This is a genomic window from Staphylococcus sp. GW821-FHT11H10, assembly GCF_058807855.1.
In genome coordinates this window covers 260,420-281,233 of record NZ_JBXARC010000001.1, presented here as the reverse complement: position 1 = coordinate 281,233, position 20,814 = coordinate 260,420, and the positions used below count along the sequence as shown (strand labels likewise).

The window sequence follows — 20,814 nt, the reverse complement described above, 5'->3', positions numbered from 1 at the left end:
TCGTATTTTTAGAACTATCACTATTAATTCATTCATTTTGCTATTGTTTATCTGCACACTCTACCTTACAATGTACATATTCTGAAAATTTTGAAATAAGGTGATTCATCATGAAAAATATTTTATTTATAGGACTCGGTTTGATTGGTGGCAGTTTAGCTAGCAATTTAAAATATTATCAACCTAATCTTACAATATCAGCATTCGACGCTGATAAAGATCAACTTGAAAAAGCATTATCAATAGGAATAATTGATAAAAAAATTGAGGACTATAGTGAAGGCGTAAAAAATGCAGATATTATCATTTACGCTACTCCAGTACAACAAACTGAATTATACTTAAAAGAATTACCTAATTATCAAACACAATCTCATTTAATTGTAACTGATACTGGTAGCACTAAATCTAATATTCAAAGCTATGAAAAGTTTCTCTTAAACAACGACATTCATCTTGTAGGTGGCCATCCTATGGCTGGAAGTCATAAATCTGGCGTTCTAAATTCAAAAAAACATTTATTCGAAAATGCTTATTACATTCTCGTTTATGATGATGCACGTAATGCTGAATCGGCTAAAAAGTTACAAACATTGTTATCAACTACATCTGCAAAATTTATAACAACATCAGCACAAGAGCACGATTATGTTACTGGAGTTGTGAGTCATATTCCCCATATCATCGCTTCAAGCTTAGTTCATTTGAGTGAAACAAACTCAAAGAATCATACTCTAGTAACACAATTAGCAGCTGGTGGCTTTAGAGATGTCACACGTATAGCTAGTAGTAACGCAGATATGTGGAGAGATATTACGTTTAGCAATCAAGAAAATATATTACACCTATTAGAAATGTTGCAACAACAATTAGATTCAATTTCATCCCATATTCGTTTAAATGATACTAATGAAGTCCATAGTTTCTTTTCAGGTGCTAAAAAGTTTAGGGATCAACTTCCCGTTAAACAACAAGGTGCACTGAGTATTGCGTATGATCTCTATGTAGATATTCCAGATAAATCAGGTATGATTAGCAAAGTAACTTCCATTTTGAGTTTACATAATATTTCTATAAGTAACTTAAAAATCCTTGAAATTCGTGAAGATATTTTAGGTGCTTTGCAAATTAGCTTTAAAACTCCTGAAGATCGTGAACGAGGCATTAAGGCGCTCAGTGATTTTGAAACATACATTCTATAATAATGTCCTCCTAATACAATGAAGTGCGCTCGATTTCTTTTAAATGCGCATTTCATTGATAGGAGGATATATTTTACATTTTATGCCCTGCCATTAAGCCCAAGCGACCATGCTTTGTTCCAGCATCAGTGTAAGATATCGCTTTAGATACGATTCCCTTACCATATTTGTTTTGTAAGTAATCAATGGTTTTAGCTAGCTTTTCATCTCTTCTTCTTTCATATTCGTCTATAAATAAGTTAAGCTGGCGGTCTTCCTCATTAATAAGTTGTGTCAATGATACGCTCAATGTTCGATACAGTGCATTCTTATCACACAATTGATTCGCATAATAATTAACTACTTTATAGATGTCGCGTTCTAAGTTTGTCGCATCTGTTAGTGTATATTGCTTATGAACACCACCGCCTTCTGTATAACCAAATGAAAAGTGAATTGTTCTTGCCAATTGTTTACGTGCTCTTATTCTACTAGCAACGTCTTCTATCAATTCTTGCATTACAATTTTCGATTCCTCAAACCGATAATCTCTCATCAGTATTTGGCTTTTACATATGGATGGATTAGTAACATTATATTTTTCTCTCAATTTACTTTGATCAATACCATTAGCATGTAAATGCATATCTATCCCTAATACACCAAAATCTCTTTTAAGAAATCTGTATGGATATTGAGCTAAATCTCCAACAGTTACAATCCCTTTCTTATTGAGCTTTGCTTCTGTTTTCTTGTTAATGCCCCAAAAATCACGTAATGGCGTAATTTTCCACATTTTTTGTGGGACATCATGATATCTCCATTCTGTAATACCGTTGGATGTATGTTTTGCTTCAATATCCATTGCGACCTTACTTAATAACATGTTTGATCCTATACCAATAGTGCAATATATCCCTGTTTTATCTTCTATTTCCTTTTGTAATCTTTCTGCAAATGATTGTACAGTAGAGTTAAATCGATGATAGCTATCAGTCACATCTAAAAAGAATTCATCTATACTGTATTGATGTAAATCTTCTCCCGGTACATATTTAAGCGCAATTTTAGAAATTGCTATTGAAACTTCTAAATATTTTCTCATGCTAGGATTGATAATATAAATATCATTACGATGCGGAATCTCGAATAGTCTTGACCCTGTTTTGATACCAATTTCTTTTAATTTAGGTGTAGCTGCTAAAACAACCGATCCTTGTCTTTTAGTGTCTGCAACTACTGCTAACTTTGTTTCTAGAGGATTCAATCCCTTTTGGATACATGATACACTAGCAAAAAAACTCTTTTGATCGATACATAATATGTCTCTTTCTTCCAATAAATTATAATCATACATGCCAAGATACCTCCCTTAGTCATTTTTATTATATACGAACATTTGTTCTGTTTCAATAAAAATAAGAACTAATGTTCTTTATTTTGTTTTGGAGTACTGTCCTAAAACATGCTATACTATGGATGAAATTACTAATTCAAGGAGGAAATAAGATGCCAATCATCAATGTTAAATTGTTAGAAGGACGCTCAGATGAACAATTAAAAAATTTAGTAACAGAAGTAACAAATGCAGTTGAAAAAACTACTGGAGCTAATAGAGAGGCAATTCATGTGATTATTGAAGAAATGCAAAAAAATCACTATGGCGTTGCAGGAGTTAGAAAATCAGACGCAGAATAAAACTTTAATTAGTTTACATAATAATATTATGGTGTTTATTAAAGTCGTAAAAAAGAGTGCACCCAATCGAGTGCGCTCTTTTACGTTTTAGTTATTTAGAAATTCTTTGACAGCTTTTTTATTTTTCTCCTTATCAATCTCTAAGGCACTGCCATCGTTATTTGTATTAATATTCTGGTACGAATTATTAATTGGAACCGTAAGAGATTCTACGTTCTTATCTCCTCTTATACCGTAACTAATACCTGTTTGGAAGATAGCTGAATTTGGCATACTTGTATTAATATAGCCCCTTAATATACCAGCTACTTTAGGCAATTTTATTACTGAGCTAGGTGTAACTAACTCTTTTTTCAACGTCTGCATAACTTGTTGTTGACGTCTAACTCGCCCAAAATCTCCTTCCTCATCATGTCTAAATCTCGCATATCCAAGTAATTCTTTACCGTTTAAACGATGATGACCTTTTTTAAGAGATACGCCAATATTTTCAGACATATCTTTTTCTACGTCCATAGGAACGCCGTTAGGTTCTAATTCATCAATCATCTTTTCAAAGCCCGTAAAATCAATGACTGCATAATATTCAGGATTAATACCTAAATTCTTATTTAAAGTCTTTCTAAGAAGTTCAGGTCCGCCAAGTGAATAGGCTGCATTAATTTTATAATTCTGATATCCAGGTATTTCCGCATAAATATCACGCATCACTGACATCATTTTCATTTTCTTATGAATATAATCATATTGAACTACCATGATGGAATCTGAACGCGACTTACCACCGCTAGCTTTGTCAGCACCTAACACAAGTACAGAAATCTTACCGTCATTTTTTACTGGTCCATTAAACTTATGTACTTTGATATCTTTTGCATGTTTCTCAGCGTAATTAACACCACTACGATAACCATGGACAATATAGATAATAGCTGCGATTAGCAATATCAATATAATCAAAATGATAAAAGGTAATTTACGTAGCTTTTTCTTATTCCGTCGTTTAGAAGGTGTCTGCGCGTCTGCTTGTCGTCTGTATACTGTCTTATCCTTCTCTTCTGTCATATTTACCTACCTTACGTCTAGTAAAAATCTTCAAAATTGTATATCTATGTACTATAATTATATATAATTAAATTATAGAAGTTGCTTTGAAAAATCAAGCGATTTTTAAATAAATGGTACTAAGGTCCAATGAAAGGATGGCATAAATGAATATTAATACAGCATATTTTGCTGGTGGGTGTTTCTGGTGTATGACCAAACCTTTCGATCAATTCGATGGTATAGAAACAGTAACATCTGGCTATATGGGTGGTTCAACTCACAACCCTACTTATGAAGATGTGAAAAGTGGGACCACAGGACATTATGAAACTGTAAAAATTGAATATGATGTTGCATTGTTTTCTTATAATAAATTATTAGAAGTATTTTTCTCGGTTATTGATCCCATTGATGATGGTGGCCAGTTTCAAGATAGAGGTTCACAATATAGAACAGCTATATTCTACACGAATGAGGATCAAAAAAGACTTGCTGAGCAATACGTTCACCAACTCGAGCAAACAATTCATTCAGAAAAAGCAATAGCGACTAAAATATTACCCGCTTCAACTTTTTACAAAGCAGAAGAATATCATCAAGATTTTTACAAAAAGAACCCTGAGCGTTATGCTCAAGAACAACAAGACCGAGCAAATTATAAATCCAATTAAAGTTTTAAATAATCAAAGGCACCCTTCAAAGTGATTATCACCCATTCACTTGTTGGATGCCTTTTTTTAACAATTATTTATGACGAATAACTCTCATTACTTTTAACATACTATACCATAGTGAACTATCTTTTCTATAAACCAAAAATCTTGGTTCCCAATTTGGACTATATTTTTCTTTATACTTACGTAGTCCTTGAAAGCGATATAGACCATTGAAGTGTTCAAACACACGCCCAGCTACACGCTCTCGTGGGTAAGAATAATTTAATTGACCTACATTTGATAAAGTTGCCATACCCATGTTAAATGCTTTATAGCCTTTATCTTTACCCCAAAGTAACATATGTAGATATAGGCCATCCATTAAAGGTAAATCTAAATCAGGTAACCAACGAATTAAATCTACTGAAATAGCTTCATTATAATAAGTAGGCATTAAAGTGCAAAACGCAATGACTTTACCTTCCTCATTCTTCATTATTCCAATAGGTGCTTGTTGTAAATACTCTTCTGTAAATTGACCTACTGAAAAATGCATTTCATTACGTCCATCTAGCCATTGATTACTAACTTGTTTTAATTGAAAAATGAGATCTTTCGAAAAAGGTGGCTCTAAAATTTCAAATTGAATATTTAAATCATCAAATTTATTAAGTGTTGCTCGGAAACCACGACGTTTCTTTCCTGATGTCGTAAATTGAGTTAAATCTATAATGGCCTCTTCACCAAGTTTGAAAAACTGATTACCAAAATTATGATATAGCGGCATAAAGCGATCTGACACTTGATAGAATATAATGTCATAGCCTAACTTTTCACCGTAGTTATAAAAATCAATAAGTAAAGACTGAAACGTCTTCGTATCACCGATTGGATCTCCTAACACAACAAGAGCGTTACCTTTGTAGCGATACATTAAAAAAGCTTGTTGCGCTTCATGCATAAAGACATCTTTATCTCCACTATAGATTAAATGACTTAAATAATTGCCACCATACGTTTCAATAATTGATTTACATCTCGATAAATCTTCTAATTGATGTGGTCTAGTGTATCTAGACCCCAATAACCATGCGACGATACCTACAAGTATGACTACGACAAGAATAGTTAACCAGAAATAATATTTCAATAAAGAAGTATCCATTTCAATGTGGTAAATATCAAGTGCATATAAAGTTTCTGAAATTATAAAATGATTAACATACAATACCAGCATACTTAAAATAATTGTAAAAATTAAACGTTTTAATCTGAATGGTCGTTTCATCACTTTAGAACGACGATAAGCGAGAATAAGTAATATAAATATTAATAAAATCCATGATAAAAGAATTAAAGATGCATAAGTATATATTGTTGCACTAAATATTAAAACAAGTGAAATCATTACAAACAAAATAGCACGTCGGCTTTGTTTAAATACACCTCTAACATTGATAAGTAATAATAAGCAAGCACTTGTATGTACAGATAACATAATATAATATGCGAAATGATGATCATCGTATAAACCATCATAAACAATTGTAATGTTATTAATAAAGAAAACAAAACTTGTTATTAGTACTAACGTAGCTAAGGCAAATGATGGAATCTTGGCAATAATATCTTTTTGATAAGAGAATAAAAAAGATGTTACATCTCTTGCAGGTACAAAATATTTAGATTCTTCGAAGTATTTTCGCGCAGATGATCCAAACTCAAATGTAGATAAAATAAGTGCAATAATAACTGGTACAAAGTAATAAGCGAAACGATATAATAATAACGCTAATAATACTTTTTCTTCAGGAACGCCTAAAGACTTAAGACCTAATAATACAACTAAATCGAAAGCACCGAAGCCACCTGGTATGAAACTAACCAATCCAGAAAGAGCAGCAATGATGAATATACCGATAACAGTCGTGAATGCTATGTTAATATCTACAATAACTGTTGATAAATAGAGTACTGTCGCAGCTGCCAGCCACTCAAAACTTGATACTAATGTGCAATAAACACCTAAATATTTATTGTTACGATCAATAGGGTTAATCATGGTATAGGCAATAAATAAAGGTAAAAATAATGCAACAACATATAAAATCCATCGAACCCAACTTACTTTATTTATTATATGGGAAGCATCAAAGATATGTAACACGACAAGGATTGATAAAAGACTCAAACCCATTAACATAGAAATCAGTATGATTGAAATGGCATGAACTAATTTTTTTCTATCAGTTGTATAATTTTTATAAATAAATGCTCTAAAACCAGCCCCTATAAATCCACCAAAGCCAACAATGGCATTAAGTGCATTAATGATATAGCTGATTTTAAAAACCCTAATAAGTGGTATATCAAGTTTTAACCCTTTTACTAAGATAAGATCATACAAACTTAGTAAAATCATAGCTGAACCACCGCAAATGAATAAGCCAACTAGATACCAACGATTAATTTTGCTAAATGCTTCAAGTGTTTGTTTAAAATTAATGTGTGCTAATTCATGATATAGCGTTGCAACAACTGCTATAAATAAAACTGCAGCAAAAACAAATTTGAGTATTGATAATAATCTATTCTTAAGTTCTTCAGTCATGTCATACCTCTACCTTTACCTACGATTATTTAAAAATATATCATACCTTCATTTGAATGAACATATGAATATGTATAACTCATACTAACAGTATTGTAATGTGTGTAAGATTAAATACTTTCTTAAAAAAGACGGGAACGAGACAGAATCCAAAAATGAATTCATTATCTCATTCCCGCTAGGTAACTAAAACTGAGAAAGCTAGATAAACTGGCTTTAACACTTAATACTCTTTTAGAGTTTATTCAGATTGAGTACATTCTTTAGTTTCTTCTTTTTTAATTTCATATTCTCCTGAATCATCACCATAATACTTGTTATAACGACGTTTAAATAATAAGAATAGGTGTGAGACTAATACTTTAAGTATTGCATAACCAGGAATACCTAAAATAACACCAACAATACCTAATAAATTACCAGCACTCAATAAGATGAAAATAATCGTTAAAGGATGAATTTTCAATGTTTTACCCATAACATTAGGTGAAATGAAATGTCCTTCAATAAATTGAACAAGCGTCCATACTACAATTAATTTCAATAACATGAAAGGCGATGTAATAATCGCTATGATGATGGCTGGTGAAATAGCAATCGTTGGTCCTAGATAAGGTACAACACTTGTAACAGCAGCTATACAAGCAAGTACAAGACCGTAATCAAGACCAATAATTGAATAACCTATAAAGAGTAAGATACCAATACAAAATGAAACAATAATTTGACCTTGGATATATGATCCAACTTGTACACTCATTTTTTCCATTAAATCATGGTAATCTTTTCTAAATTTAGGTGGCATAATCTTCGTTGAATACTCTTTAAATTTGTGACCATCTTTTAACATGAAGAATAATACAAAAGGTGTTGTGACAAGAACTACACCTACATTAACAATAGCTTCTGCAAAACTTCTAATTTTAGTTCCAAATCCATCAAAATAACTCGAAACCATAGAAGGTATCTTATTGGAAACTGAGTCTAACCAATCTTGTATTTGAGTATAAAATGATGATAAGAAAGAAAAATGTGTGACTTGATCTATAGCGTTATTAAATTTATCTACATATTTAGGGAAGTTGTTAGCTAAACGTGTGATTTGATCTCCAATAAGCGGAATTAATAAATTAATAATTAATGTCGCTCCACCAACAATAGCTAAAAATACAATAATGATTCCTAGTAATCTTGGAATATTATATCTCTCCATCAAATTAATCACTGGATTAATAAGATAGAATAAAATAAGCGATAAAATAATTGGTGCTACAATTGTATTAAATATGATGATAAATGGTTCAAAAACATAAGAAATTTTATCAAATATAAATATTACAATACCTATGAGCACTAATGAAAGCAAAGCAAATAATAAATCTTTACCGCCTAAGAATTTCATAAAACGCGTTTCTGTAAAACTAAATTTTTTTGCGTTTTTTTCTTCAACTTGCTTATTTTCAATTGCCATGTTTTTCACCATACCTTAACTTACTATTAAAACTATAGCTATTTTACATCATAACACAAAAATAATTAAGTGTTCCTTAGTTATGCGATGAACTTATTTGATTTTCAAAATGATAAATATGTAAAGCAAGATACACAATTTCGGAATCATCGATAGGAATATTCAAGTGCTTTTGAATCATTTTTGAAATTTTAAAAGCAGTATTATATGCATTTGGGTAATGATTTTTAACCATATCTATAAAAACATCTTGAGCATATATATATTCTTTTTTATTAAGTCGTCGAATTAAAAATTGAATATGTCTTATAAAACGTTGATATTGAACCGTATGATTATCGATTTCATGATTTAAATCATTTTCAATAATAAGTATACTTTTACTAATCAATTTATTGATCAAAGACATCTCATGTATCGTTAAATCCTCTGTGTTTGAAGCAATGTGTAATGCAATAAATCCAATTTCATCAGGTGGGAACTTAACATCTAGTCGTTGATTCAATTTATCAATAACTTGACTTGCAATAGCATACGCATCACTATATAAATGTTTGGTTTCGATAGCAAATGGATTACTAATAATTTGATTTTGTTTTAATCTTTTATATGCAAATATAATATGATCAGTCAATGCAACAACAAGGTTTTTATCATCTGTAGTATGAGTTGTACTTGTAATAAAATTGACTGATTCAATAATCGCTTGTAGAACATCTTCATCGGCAATTTCAACTAAAGATTTGTAATATTCTTGTTGTTGTTTTTGCTCTAATTTATAAACCTTTTCTATTGAAGCACTTTCATCTAGGGTCATTCCAGCCTTTTTATTAAAGCCAATACCTTTTCCAATGAGAATGACCTCTTGATTATTATAAGTGCATATGATGACGTTATTATTTAAAGCTTTAGAAATGGTATACTCACCCATCATAATCACCTTTCTCTGTAATATATGAATTATAAATCTATTTATTAAAAATGAAAAGATTTCTAACTTAATGTAAAAACTCCTTTCAACGTTTTGAATGAGAGTTTCAACACATTGAAAGGAGTATGAATAAATTCTATTTTAATCAATCACTTAAGTGATTATTTTTTAGGTAGTTGATTTTCTCTACCCCAAGTTTCAATACCAAATAAGTTAATTTCAAGATTCTCTGGTTTAAACACAGGTTTCATACCAGCTTTACGTTGTTTTTGGTAATCTTTCATTACAGCTATCGCTATATTTGAAAGACCAATTATAGAAATCAAGTTAACAATTGCCATTAATCCCATGAATAAATCGGCAGTACTCCATACAGTTTCAGTTTTTACTACTGATCCAACAAATACTAATAAGACAACTAAACATCTAAAAACAAACATAACTACTTTGTTTTTAGATAAGAACTCTATGTTAGATTGACCATAATAATAGTTACCAACAACAGAAGAAAATGCAAATAGCGTAATTGCGATTGTTAAGAAGATACCTCCAGCTGAACCTAAATGTTCATTTAATGCTGATTGTGTAACTTGAACACCTTGAGGTGCATTTTCTCCAAATTTTAATCCTGAATATAAAAGAATCATAATCGCTGTGGCTGTACAAACTAACATTGTATCGAAAAATACACCAAGTGATTGAATTAAACCTTGTTTAACTGGATGTGGCACTGCCGCTGTTGCTGCTGCGTTTGGCGCAGAACCCATACCAGCCTCGTTAGAGAATAGACCACGTTTAATACCTTGAAGAATCGCTGCACCTACAGCGCCTCCTGTAACTTGCTCGAAACCAAATGCACTCTTAATGATTGTGCCAATCATCGGAACAATTTGATCGATATTTAATAATAAGATAACTAAAACCATACCGATATAAATAATAGCCATGATTGGAACAATCAATGAAGATAATGTCGCGATACTGCGGACACCACCAAAAATGATTGCTGCAGTAATAACAGCTAAAATAATACCTGTTACAACTGGACTTACGTTGTACTGTGTATTTAATGATTCTGCAATCGTATTAGATTGAACAGTATTAAATACAAACGCAAATGTTATAGTAATTAATATTGAGAATAAGATACCTAACCATTTTTGGTTCAAACCTTTAGTTATGTAATATGCTGGGCCCCCTCGGAATCCACCTTCTTTGTCATGAACTTTATAAATTTGAGCTAAAGTTGCCTCCATAAATGCACTTGCAGCACCGATAAAAGCAATTACCCACATCCAAAATACTGCACCAGGACCACCTAGTACAATTGCCGTAGCTACACCTGCAATATTACCAGTACCTACACGGGAACCAGCACTAATTGCAAATGCTTGGAATGGTGATATACCTTTTTCACCACTATTTAATGTTTCAGGTTTCTCGGTTAAAGCTCTAAACATTTCCGGCAACATACGTAATTGCACGAATTTAGAACTAATAGTAAAGAAGAACCCTACAGTTAATAGCAATCCAATTAAATATTGCGACCAAATTAAATCATTACCTACCTGAACAATTGTTTTAAACCATCCAGGTATTAAATTATCGAAATCACTCATTAAATCCCTCTCATCTAAAATAATTTAATATCCTAAGATATACTACAAGAGATTTATACTGTATTGAATAAACCCAATAAAATAATACTAGTACATATTACGTTTGAGTGTTATACAACATCAATATAAATCTCTTGAAAGATTAAAATTGGTTAAAATAACAAGTTCAATTTTATCATTTTCCTTTAAAATTGAAAATATAATTTTTATAATCCATTAGTCGATTGTCATATCTAAGACGTCTCCAAACTCTTTAACATCAACAACAAATGACCCATTTGTGTATTGTTCAGATAAATGAATATCAGTGATTTGTCCTTCTTCAGAGTGACTTTCAGAATATAGAGTATACATACTTTCATCTTTAACAACATAACCTGCAACAACACGATGCGGATTTTTCTTCAACTCTTTAAGTAATGTAATACCTCTTTGTGCTCTTTTAGCTTGTTGTAAAATCTTATAGCTAATTCGTTTTACAGCACCTCTTTGAGTAGCCATTATAATTGAGCTATCACTATCTACAACATCCGTCATAACGACAAAATCTTCATCTTTTAAGTTGATAGATTTCACCCCAGCTGCTCGTAATCCCGTATCAGATAGTTCTTCACTTGAATACGTTAATGACATACCTTTATGTGTTAATACACTGATGAGTTGATCTTCATTTAATCGAATGACGTTTATTAATTCATCATTATCTTTAACTTTCATAGCAACTAATGGTTTATTGTAACGAGTCGTTTTAAATAAGCTAACGTTACTTTTTTTAATCATTCCATTTCGAGTCGCTAGTACATAAAATGCGTCATCTTTAAAACTTTGTTCATTGTAAACATCAACTACAGTTTCATAATCATCTAGGGGAACAATTTGAGATACATGCTGTCCAAGTTCTTTCCATCTGATATCTGCTAATTTATGAACCGGAATGAATAAATACCTTCCTTTATTTGTAAAAACAAGTACCGTATCTTGCGTGTTAACTGTTTGATATTTGAGTAAACTGTCTCCATCTTTAAGCCCTACTTCAGTGACACCACTGGCATTAAAACTACGTGTAGATGTCCGTTTAATATATCCTTGACGTGTAATACTTAAAACAACATCTTCACTTGGAACCATAACTTCTTTATCAATTTTGATTTCTGCGATTTCCGCTTCAATTGATGATAAACGCTCAGATTTAAATCGTTTTCTAATATCAGTCAATTCACTTTTAATTACTTGTAACAATGCATCATGATTATCAAGTATATGACGATATTCTTTAATCAAATTAGCTAACTCATTATGTTCATTTTCCAATGCAACGATATCTGTATTAGTTAAACGATAAAGTTGAAGCATAACAATAGCCTCTGCTTGAGCTTCCGTAAATTCAAATTCAGCAACTAAATTGTCTTTAGCATCTTTTTTATTTTTAGAGTTACGAATTAACGTGATAACCTCATCCAATATTGATAGTGCTTTCATTAAACCTTCCACAATATGCATGCGTTTTTCAGCATGATCTAAATCATATTTCGTACGATTTGCCACAACTTCAATTTGATGATTTAAGTAACTATCAATAATTTGGCGAATACCCATTAATTTTGGACGACCGTCACTAATTGCAACCATATTAAAGTTATAAGCAATTTGTAAATCAGAGTTTTTGAATAAATAGTTTTTTATAGCTTCTGCATTTACATCCTTTTTCAGTTCGATTGCTATTCGTAATCCAGTGCGATCAGTTTCATCACGGACTTCGATAATACCATCTACTTTTTTATCTGCTCTTAACTCATCGATTCTTTTGACTAGTGAACTTTTATTCACTTCGTAAGGAATCTCAGTAACGATAAGTTGTTGACGACCATTACGAAGGGTTTCTTCATCTACTTTAGAACGCACAACAATTTTACCTTTACCAGTCTCATAAGCTTTCTTAATGCCATCCACGCCTTGAATAATACCGCCAGTAGGGAAATCTGGACCTTTTATATATTTCATTAGTTGAGTGACAGTAATATCAGGATTATCGATATATTTCAATGTTGCTTGAATTACCTCTGCTAAATTATGCGGTGGGATGTCAGTCGCATAACCTGAAGAAATCCCTGTTGAACCATTAACTAATAAATTAGGAAACCTTGCTGGTAAAACCATTGGTTCTAAAGTTGTATCATCATAGTTTGGAACAAATGCAACAGTTTCCTTGTTAATATCTCTGACAAGTTCTTCCGATAATTGGCTTAACTTCGCTTCAGTATAACGCATGGCTGCAGGAGGATCATTATCGATACTACCGTTATTACCATGCATTTCAATTAAAACATGACGTAATTTCCAATCTTGACTTAAGCGCACCATTGCATCATATACTGATGAGTCGCCATGAGGATGATATTGACCAATAACGTCACCGACTGTCTTCGCACTCTTACGGAAATTCTTATCATACGTATTCCCACTACTATGCATTGCGAAAAGAATTCTTCGTTGTACTGGCTTCAAGCCATCACGAACATCCGGTAATGCACGTTCTTGAATAATATATTTACTATATCTTCCAAAACGATCGCCTATCACATCTTCAAGTGATAAATCTTGAATTATCTCACTCAATTTGTTTCCTCCTCAGTATATTCTTCAGTTTCTAGTACTTGTACTTCAGTATTATCTAATATACTCTGATCTTCTTGCATGCCAAATTCAACGTGACTTTCAATCCATTCACGACGTGGCGCAACTTTATCACCCATTAAAGTTGTAACTCGTTTAGATGAACGCATTTCATCTTCAATTTGAACACGAATTAATGTTCTAGTTTCAGGATTCATAGTTGTTTCCCATAACTGTTCAGGGTTCATTTCACCTAGACCTTTATAACGTTGCAACATAAATCCTTTTCCTAATTTCTTCTGAAGTTTTTCAAGTTCATCATCAGTCCATGCATATTCAACTTGCTTAGATTTACCTTTTCCTTTTTCCAGTTTATATAATGGCGGCAATGCGATAAATACTCTACCAGCTTGTACAAGCGGTTTCATATACTTAAAAAAGAAGGTTAATAATAATACTTGAATATGCGCACCATCTGTGTCGGCATCAGTCATGATAATAATTCTATTATAATTACTGTCTTCTATTTTAAAGTCGTTTCCAACACCAGCTCCAATTGTATGAATGATAGTATTAATTTCTTCATTTTTAAAAATATCTTCAAGTCTTGCTTTTTCAGTATTAATAACTTTACCTCTTAAAGGTAAAATCGCTTGGAATTTTCTATCTCTTCCAAGTTTAGCTGAACCGCCTGCTGAGTCACCTTCGACTAGATATAATTCATTTTTCTCAGTATTTTTACTTTGAGCAGGTGTTAACTTTCCTGATAATAAAGTGTCTTTACGTTTATTCTTCTTACCTGAACGTGCATCTTCACGTGCTTTACGCGCAGCTTCCCTAGCTTGTTGTGCTTTAATTGCTTTCTTCACTAGAGATTTAGAAAGTTGACCTTTTTCTTCTAAATAATATGGCAATTTATCAGAAACTACTGAATCAACAGCACTACGAGCTTCTGAAGTACCCAATTTAGATTTAGTTTGCCCTTCAAATTGTAACAATTCTTCAGGTATGCGAACTGATATAACTGCAGTTAAACCTTCACGGATATCATTACCGTCTAAATTTTTGTCTTTTTCTTTCAATTCATTGATTCTTCTTGCGTAATCGTTGAACACACGTGTCATTGCAGTTTTAAATCCTACTTCATGTGTTCCGCCGTCTTTGGTACGTACGTTATTTACGAAGCTTAATATACTCTCTGAATATTGATCATTATATTGAAAAGCGACATCTACTTCTATACCATTTGAAGCACCTGTAAACATAGTTACGTCGTGAAGAACCTCTTTGCCTTCATTTACATAACTAACAAACTCTTTAATCCCCTCTTCGTAATGATAAACATCTTCACGTTCTTTGCCATTACGTAAATCTTTCAATGTTATTTTAAGATTCTTTAATAGGAAGGCAGATTCTTGTAACCTCTCACTTAAGGTTTCAAAATTAAATGTAGTTGTAGCTTTAAATATTTCGGGATCTGGTTTAAATGTAACTTTAGTTCCTGTTTTTTTTGTTTTACCTGATTTAACTAATCCAGATGCTGGCACTCCACCATTTTTAAAGCTTTGCTTGTAAATATTCCCGTCTCTATGTATTTCTACTTCTAACCATTCGCTTAATGCGTTAACTACAGATGCACCAACCCCATGCAATCCACCTGATGTTTTATATCCGCCTTGGCCGAATTTACCACCGGCGTGCAATACTGTGAAAATAACTTCTACAGTAGGTTTACCTGATGCATGCATTCCTGAAGGCATACCACGACCATTATCTTCAATAGAAATACTATTATCTTGATTTATTGTTACATTTATTTCATTACCATATCCGTTTAAAACTTCATCTACGGAGTTATCTACTACTTCATACACTAAATGATGTAGTCCTCGTTTATCAGTAGATCCTATATACATACCTGGACGCTTTCTTACAGCTTCCAATCCCTCTAATACTTGAATAGAATCATCTGAGTAATGATTTGAATTTTTTGTTGCCAATGCGTTCGCCTCCTACAAACGTACGTTCGTTTTAAAAACTATACAATAGTTATTCTTATATAAATTGGTCTAAATTGCAAGCGTGAGTTAAAAACTAATCTATTTAAAGTTCCTGTTAAGAACAAATTTTTAAAATTGGTCGTTGTTATCTATTAGATTATGGTAAAATATAGCTACGTTATTAAAGGATGTGTAAAGTTATATGATGATAGTAGTCATGCTCATATTAAGCTATCTCATTGGTGCTATTCCTAATGGATATGTTATAGGAAAGCTTTTTTTCAAAAAAGATATTAGACAATATGGCAGTGGTAATACTGGCGCAACTAATAGTTTCCGAGTTCTAGGTAAACCAGCAGGATTTATTGTAACCTTTTTAGATATATTTAAAGGATTTATTACTGTGTTCTTTCCTATTTGGTTTCCAGTGCATGCAGATGGACCGCTTAGCACGTTCTTCACACATGGGTTAATTGTAGGTTTATTCGCAATACTTGGCCATGTATATCCAATATATCTTAGATTTAAGGGTGGAAAAGCTGTAGCTACAAGTGCTGGTGTTGTCTTAGGCGTAAATCCTATCTTGCTACTTATATTGGCAATTATATTCTTTGGAGTATTATATATATTTAAATATGTTTCACTCTCAAGTATTATTGCAGCAATTTGTTGCGTTATTGGCTCTCTCATCATACAAGATTACATATTATTTGGGATGAGCTTACTCGTTTCAATAATTTTAATAGTAAGACATCGCACCAATATTGTAAGAATTTTTAAAGGCGAAGAGCCAAAAATAAAATGGATGTAAATCCAATACCGATAATAATGCATTAAGCGTATCAATTCGCTTAGTGCTTTTTTATATCTTCATTGAAATTTTATGGATTATCTCAAAATATGAATATGTTATAATTCTAAGAGTTCCATTTTAAAAAAATCCAAGTAATAGATAAATAAGGTAGGAGGATAATGTAATGAAAATTAAACTAACAGATCAAGCTGTAGAATGGTTTAAAGATGAACTAGACTTACCTGAAAATAACAAAGTTTTACAGTTTTACGTTCGCTATGGTGGTGAATTTCAACTTAAACAAGGTTTCAGTCCTGCCTTTCGCGTTGAACCAAGAGAAGATGTAGAAATTGGTTACGAAGAAAATTATAATGATTTGATATTAGTCGTTTCAGAAGAAGATCTATGGTATTTTGAGGATAATGAAGTCCTCGTTGAAAAAGTAGATCATGATGATGAAATTGCCTATTCTAAATTGAAGTAAGTCATAAAAACCGTTGAATTTAACTAAGCATATATAAAAGAACTGAGAAGACGCTCCCATGTAGCATTTCTCAGTTTTTTTAATACATATTAGTGATAAATCTAAACGCTTGAAATCACAATAAAAATTTTAAAGGTAAGGTAAATGATAGTCGGCCCCCACATAGAGAATTTCGCCCTGAAATTCTTCAAGCAAAGCAAGCTGGGTTAAAATGAATACATTCCTCTCACATAAGTCTTGTATATCATCTATATTTCAAGGTCGCTTGATTGAGTCACTTCAAAATCTTTTCCATCTTGATTTAATTTATCTACATGACTATAAACCTTATGCCATTCTGGGAAGTAACGGTCTAATCTAATTGGTCGAAAATTACTTGATTTCATACAAATTAATTGAGTTGAACCAGTTGTAGCAAGTTCTCCATTCTCATTATATACTTCATAACAATAAACTGATTTAAGTCTCGAATATTGCTCAACCCATGTTTTAATTGTCACTTTTTCAGGATAAAAAATTGATTTTCTATATTTTATTTGAAGGTCTACAACTGGAGAAATGATGCCCTCTTTTTCCATATCTGCATAACTAAAACCCAACTTTCGGATGTAATCTGTTCGTGCAACCTCAAACCATGTAGCATAATTACCATGATAAATCACACCCATTTTATCTGTTTCTTGATATCTAGCTTCAATTTCAGTCATACTGTATATCATTCTTAAGTACCTCTTTTCCAAAATCATTCATATTTCATATTAACATAAAAAAGCCATGCCAACATAAAGTCAGCATGGCTTCAAAGTTCATATATTATTGCGCTAATTTATTTCTTAGAACCATTTGTAAAATACCACCATGACGATAGTAATCTAATTCTACTAGTGAATCAAATCGTACAATTGCTTCAAAATCAACGACTTCACCATTTTCTTTTTTAGCATGTACTTTCACAGTATCACGTGGACTTACTGTTTCGTCAATATCAACAGAAATAGCTTCTTTTCCATCTAATCCTAATGATTCAGCCGATTCACCATCTTTAAATTGTAATGGTAAAACACCCATCATAACTAAGTTAGAACGGTGAATACGTTCATAGCTTTGAGCGATAACAGTTTTCACACCTAATAAGTTTGTACCTTTTGCAGCCCAGTCACGAGAAGAACCCATACCGTAGTCGTTTCCTGCTAAAACAGCTAAACCAGTACCGTCTTCTTTATATTTCATAGCTGCATCATATATAGGCATTACTTCATCTGTAGGCCAGTAAGTAGTGAATCCACCTTCAGTACCTGGGGCTAATTGGTTTTTAATACGAATATTAGCAAATGTACCTCTTACCATTACTTCATGGTTACCACGTCGAGAACCGTAAGAGTTAAAGTTTCTAATAGGTACATCATGATCTAATAAATATTTACCAGCTGGTGTGTCTTTACCGATTGCACCGGCAGGAGAAATATGGTCAGTCGTAACAGAATCGCCAAATTTACCCATAACTCTTAAATCTTTAAGTGGTTCAATTGTACCAGGCTCTTTTGATAAACCTTGGAAGAATGATGGATTTTGGATATATGTTGAATTAGGATCAAAGTCATATAATGGTGCATCTGTTACATCAATTTCATTCCACATTTCATTGTTATTATACACGTTTTTATATTCTTCTAAGAATAGTTCAGGTGTTACAACACTATCTACAGTATCTGCAACTTCTTGAATAGTTGGCCAGATATCGTTTAAGTAAACATCTTGACCATCTTTACCTTTACCAATTGGCTCATTTTGTAAATCAATATCAACTGTACCAGCTAATGCATAAGCTACTACTAATTGAGGAGAAGCTAAATAGTTTGCTTTAACTAATGGATGGATACGACCTTCAAAGTTACGGTTACCAGATAATACTGATGTAACTAGTAAATCTTCTTCAGCCACTGCTTTTTCGATTTCAGGTAATAATGGACCAGAGTTACCAATACATGTAGTACAGCCGTAACCAACTAAGTTAAACCCTAAGTCATCTAAATATTCTTGAAGACCTGAATCTCTTAAGTATCCAGTTACAACTTTTGAACCTGGCGCTAATGAAGTTTTAACAAATTCAGGAACTTTAAGACCTTTTTCAACAGCTTTTTTAGCAACTAAGCCTGCCCCTAACATTACATAAGGGTTAGATGTATTTGTACATGATGTGATTGCTGCAATAGCAATATCACCTGTTTTCATTGTTGCAGTTGAACCGTCAGCAAAATTGATATTTGCTTTTTTATCAAATTCACTTTTATCTAGTCCATGTCCTTGGTTACCAGCAGGTGCTGTAACAGATTTTTCAAATTCTTTCTTCATATCACTTAAGAAAATTAAATCTTGTGGACGTTTTGGACCTGATAATGAAGCTTCAACAGTAGATAAATCTAAGTCGATGACATCTGTATATTCAGGGTCTTCTTTATCTACAGTGAAGAACATATTATTTTGTTCTAAATAAGCTTTAACTAATTCAACATGCTCTTCTTTACGTCCAGTTAATCTCATATATTTAAGAGATTCTTCATCAACTGGGAAGAAACCACAAGTTGCACCATATTCAGGCGCCATGTTAGCGATTGTTGCACGATCTGCTAATGGTAAGTCAGTTACACCAGGACCGAAGAATTCAACAAATTTGCCAACTACACCTTTTTTACGTAGTTCTTGAGTCACACGTAATGCTAAATCAGTAGCTGTTGAACCTTGTGGTAATGAATTAGTTAATCGAACACCAATTACTTCAGGGATTGGGAAGTAAGAAGGTTGTCCTAGCATACCCGCTTCGGCTTCAATACCACCAACACCCCAACCTAATACACCAATACCATTGATCATTGTTGTATGAGAGTCAGTTCCTACAAGTGTGTCAGGAAATGCCGTCTGTTCTCCATCAACATCGCGAACGTGTACAACATTTGCAAGATATTCTAAGTTTACTTGGTGAACAATACCAGTTGCAGGGGGAACAGCATTATAGTTATCAAATGCTTTAGTCGCCCAATTTAAAAATTGATAACGCTCATAGTTACGTTCGAATTCTAATTTCATATTTCTTTCTAATGCATCTGGATTAGCATAGCTATCAACTTGAACAGAGTGGTCAATGACTAAGTCAACTGGCACTTCTGGGTTGATTTTATTAATATCCCCACCAACATCGTTCATTGCTTTACGTAATGATGCTAAATCAACAACCGCAGGAACACCTGTGAAGTCTTGCAGAATAACACGAGATGGTTTGAAAGGTACTTCACCTTCATTTCCTTCATTGCCAAAGTTACCCAACGCTTTAATATGTTCATCAGTAATGACAAATTCATCTTCTTGTCTTAATACTGATTCTAATAAAACACGAATTGAGTAAGGTAATTTACTTATTTTTGTTAAACCTTGTTCTTCTAAACTTTTTAAATCATAGTACGTATATGACTGGCCATTTGCTTCAAATGTCTTTTTAGCTTGTTGCTTAATGTTAGAAGTCATTTATATATCCCCCTTGAATATTAAAATTCATATTTATATGCCTTTAAATAAATTGTATAATTATATGTTTTTCAAAACAACTGTATATACCTACATTTCACGTGATTTAGCTTTCGCATTTATAATCAGTGTATATAAGTTATTCTTATCATATGAGCTTACCACTATAAGTAAATATTATTAATTGAGAA

The 20,814-nt window shown here is 32.3% G+C and carries 15 protein-coding genes; 5 read left to right on the top strand and 10 right to left on the bottom strand.

Features of this window, described 5'->3' with window-relative positions; genetic code table 11:
- Positions 1–110 precede the first annotated feature (110 nt).
- Complete coding sequence (locus AC1RRU_RS01405) at positions 111–1,202, top strand: prephenate dehydrogenase (protein ID WP_011275835.1); 1,092 nt, start codon at positions 111–113, stop codon at positions 1,200–1,202.
- 73 nt (positions 1,203–1,275) lie between these two features.
- On the opposite strand, the gene AC1RRU_RS01400 is transcribed toward AC1RRU_RS01405, so the two are convergent.
- Positions 1,276–2,538: a Y-family DNA polymerase gene (locus AC1RRU_RS01400; protein ID WP_011275836.1), complete on the bottom strand. Its 1,263-nt coding sequence runs from the start codon at positions 2,536–2,538 to the stop codon at positions 1,276–1,278.
- Between the two features lie 152 nt (positions 2,539–2,690).
- Between AC1RRU_RS01400 and thmT the strand changes: the two genes are divergently transcribed.
- Positions 2,691–2,879, top strand: coding sequence for a 2-hydroxymuconate tautomerase (gene thmT, locus AC1RRU_RS01395; RefSeq protein ID WP_011275837.1), 189 nt, complete (start codon positions 2,691–2,693; stop codon positions 2,877–2,879).
- Positions 2,880–2,966: 87 nt separating this feature from the next.
- On the opposite strand, the gene AC1RRU_RS01390 is transcribed toward thmT, so the two are convergent.
- Positions 2,967–3,944 carry an LCP family protein gene (locus AC1RRU_RS01390; RefSeq protein WP_011275838.1) on the bottom strand — a complete coding sequence of 326 codons (978 nt, stop codon included), beginning with the start codon at positions 3,942–3,944 and terminating at the stop codon, positions 2,967–2,969.
- 146 nt (positions 3,945–4,090) lie between these two features.
- Here AC1RRU_RS01390 and msrA point away from each other — a divergent pair, with 146 nt between their 5' ends.
- Positions 4,091–4,597 carry a peptide-methionine (S)-S-oxide reductase MsrA gene (gene msrA / locus AC1RRU_RS01385; protein ID WP_011275839.1) on the top strand — a complete coding sequence of 169 codons (507 nt, stop codon included), beginning with the start codon at positions 4,091–4,093 and terminating at the stop codon, positions 4,595–4,597.
- Between the two features lie 73 nt (positions 4,598–4,670).
- Here msrA and mprF read toward each other — a convergent pair whose 3' ends face one another.
- From mprF to parE, 6 genes are all read right to left on the bottom strand, one after another.
- The gene (gene mprF / locus AC1RRU_RS01380) at positions 4,671–7,193 is read right to left on the bottom strand and encodes a bifunctional lysylphosphatidylglycerol flippase/synthetase MprF (RefSeq protein WP_493196420.1); all 2,523 of its coding nucleotides are present in this window, start codon (positions 7,191–7,193) and stop codon (positions 4,671–4,673) included.
- Between the two features lie 241 nt (positions 7,194–7,434).
- Positions 7,435–8,664, bottom strand: coding sequence for an AI-2E family transporter (locus AC1RRU_RS01375; RefSeq protein WP_011275841.1), 1,230 nt, complete (start codon positions 8,662–8,664; stop codon positions 7,435–7,437).
- A 76-nt stretch (positions 8,665–8,740) separates the two neighbouring features.
- Positions 8,741–9,595 (bottom strand): glucose PTS transporter transcription antiterminator GlcT, encoded by an 855-nt coding sequence (gene glcT, locus AC1RRU_RS01370; protein ID WP_011275842.1) that lies wholly within the window; start codon positions 9,593–9,595, stop codon positions 8,741–8,743.
- 161 nt (positions 9,596–9,756) lie between these two features.
- Entirely contained in the window at positions 9,757–11,214 is a 1,458-nt protein-coding gene (gene alsT / locus AC1RRU_RS01365) for a glutamine transporter AlsT (protein WP_011275843.1), read from the bottom strand.
- 216 nt (positions 11,215–11,430) lie between these two features.
- The gene (parC, locus tag AC1RRU_RS01360) at positions 11,431–13,830 is read right to left on the bottom strand and encodes a DNA topoisomerase IV subunit A (RefSeq protein ID WP_016931080.1); all 2,400 of its coding nucleotides are present in this window, start codon (positions 13,828–13,830) and stop codon (positions 11,431–11,433) included.
- A complete protein-coding gene (parE, locus tag AC1RRU_RS01355) occupies positions 13,827–15,827 on the bottom strand; it encodes a DNA topoisomerase IV subunit B (RefSeq protein WP_011275845.1) in 2,001 nt (666 codons plus the stop codon). The genes parC and parE overlap by 4 nt, the downstream gene beginning before the upstream one ends.
- A gap of 202 nt (positions 15,828–16,029) precedes the next feature.
- Between parE and plsY the strand changes: the two genes are divergently transcribed.
- Positions 16,030–16,638 (top strand): glycerol-3-phosphate 1-O-acyltransferase PlsY, encoded by a 609-nt coding sequence (gene plsY / locus AC1RRU_RS01350; protein WP_011275846.1) that lies wholly within the window; start codon positions 16,030–16,032, stop codon positions 16,636–16,638.
- A 166-nt stretch (positions 16,639–16,804) separates the two neighbouring features.
- Positions 16,805–17,104 (top strand): HesB/YadR/YfhF family protein, encoded by a 300-nt coding sequence (locus tag AC1RRU_RS01345; RefSeq protein WP_011275847.1) that lies wholly within the window; start codon positions 16,805–16,807, stop codon positions 17,102–17,104.
- 248 nt (positions 17,105–17,352) lie between these two features.
- Here AC1RRU_RS01345 and menI read toward each other — a convergent pair whose 3' ends face one another.
- On the bottom strand, positions 17,353–17,823 hold the full coding sequence (gene menI, locus AC1RRU_RS01340) for a 1,4-dihydroxy-2-naphthoyl-CoA hydrolase MenI (protein ID WP_011275848.1): 471 nt from the start codon (positions 17,821–17,823) through the stop codon (positions 17,353–17,355).
- A 94-nt stretch (positions 17,824–17,917) separates the two neighbouring features.
- Positions 17,918–20,623, bottom strand: a complete 2,706-nt coding sequence (acnA, locus tag AC1RRU_RS01335) for an aconitate hydratase AcnA (RefSeq protein ID WP_011275849.1) — start codon at positions 20,621–20,623, stop codon at positions 17,918–17,920.
- Positions 20,624–20,814: the final 191 nt, after the last annotated feature.

Coding starts and splice junctions, on each gene's coding strand:
- AC1RRU_RS01405 (WP_011275835.1), top strand. CDS start 111: ATGAAAAATATTTTATTTATAGGACTCGGTTTGATTGGTGGCAGTTTA.
- AC1RRU_RS01400 (WP_011275836.1), bottom strand. CDS start 2,538: ATGTATGATTATAATTTATTGGAAGAAAGAGACATATTATGTATCGAT.
- thmT (WP_011275837.1), top strand. CDS start 2,691: ATGCCAATCATCAATGTTAAATTGTTAGAAGGACGCTCAGATGAACAA.
- AC1RRU_RS01390 (WP_011275838.1), bottom strand. CDS start 3,944: ATGACAGAAGAGAAGGATAAGACAGTATACAGACGACAAGCAGACGCG.
- msrA (WP_011275839.1), top strand. CDS start 4,091: ATGAATATTAATACAGCATATTTTGCTGGTGGGTGTTTCTGGTGTATG.
- mprF (WP_493196420.1), bottom strand. CDS start 7,193: ATGACTGAAGAACTTAAGAATAGATTATTATCAATACTCAAATTTGTT.
- AC1RRU_RS01375 (WP_011275841.1), bottom strand. CDS start 8,664: ATGGCAATTGAAAATAAGCAAGTTGAAGAAAAAAACGCAAAAAAATTT.
- glcT (WP_011275842.1), bottom strand. CDS start 9,595: ATGGGTGAGTATACCATTTCTAAAGCTTTAAATAATAACGTCATCATA.
- alsT (WP_011275843.1), bottom strand. CDS start 11,214: ATGAGTGATTTCGATAATTTAATACCTGGATGGTTTAAAACAATTGTT.
- plsY (WP_011275846.1), top strand. CDS start 16,030: ATGATGATAGTAGTCATGCTCATATTAAGCTATCTCATTGGTGCTATT.
- AC1RRU_RS01345 (WP_011275847.1), top strand. CDS start 16,805: ATGAAAATTAAACTAACAGATCAAGCTGTAGAATGGTTTAAAGATGAA.
- menI (WP_011275848.1), bottom strand. CDS start 17,823: ATGATATACAGTATGACTGAAATTGAAGCTAGATATCAAGAAACAGAT.
- acnA (WP_011275849.1), bottom strand. CDS start 20,623: ATGACTTCTAACATTAAGCAACAAGCTAAAAAGACATTTGAAGCAAAT.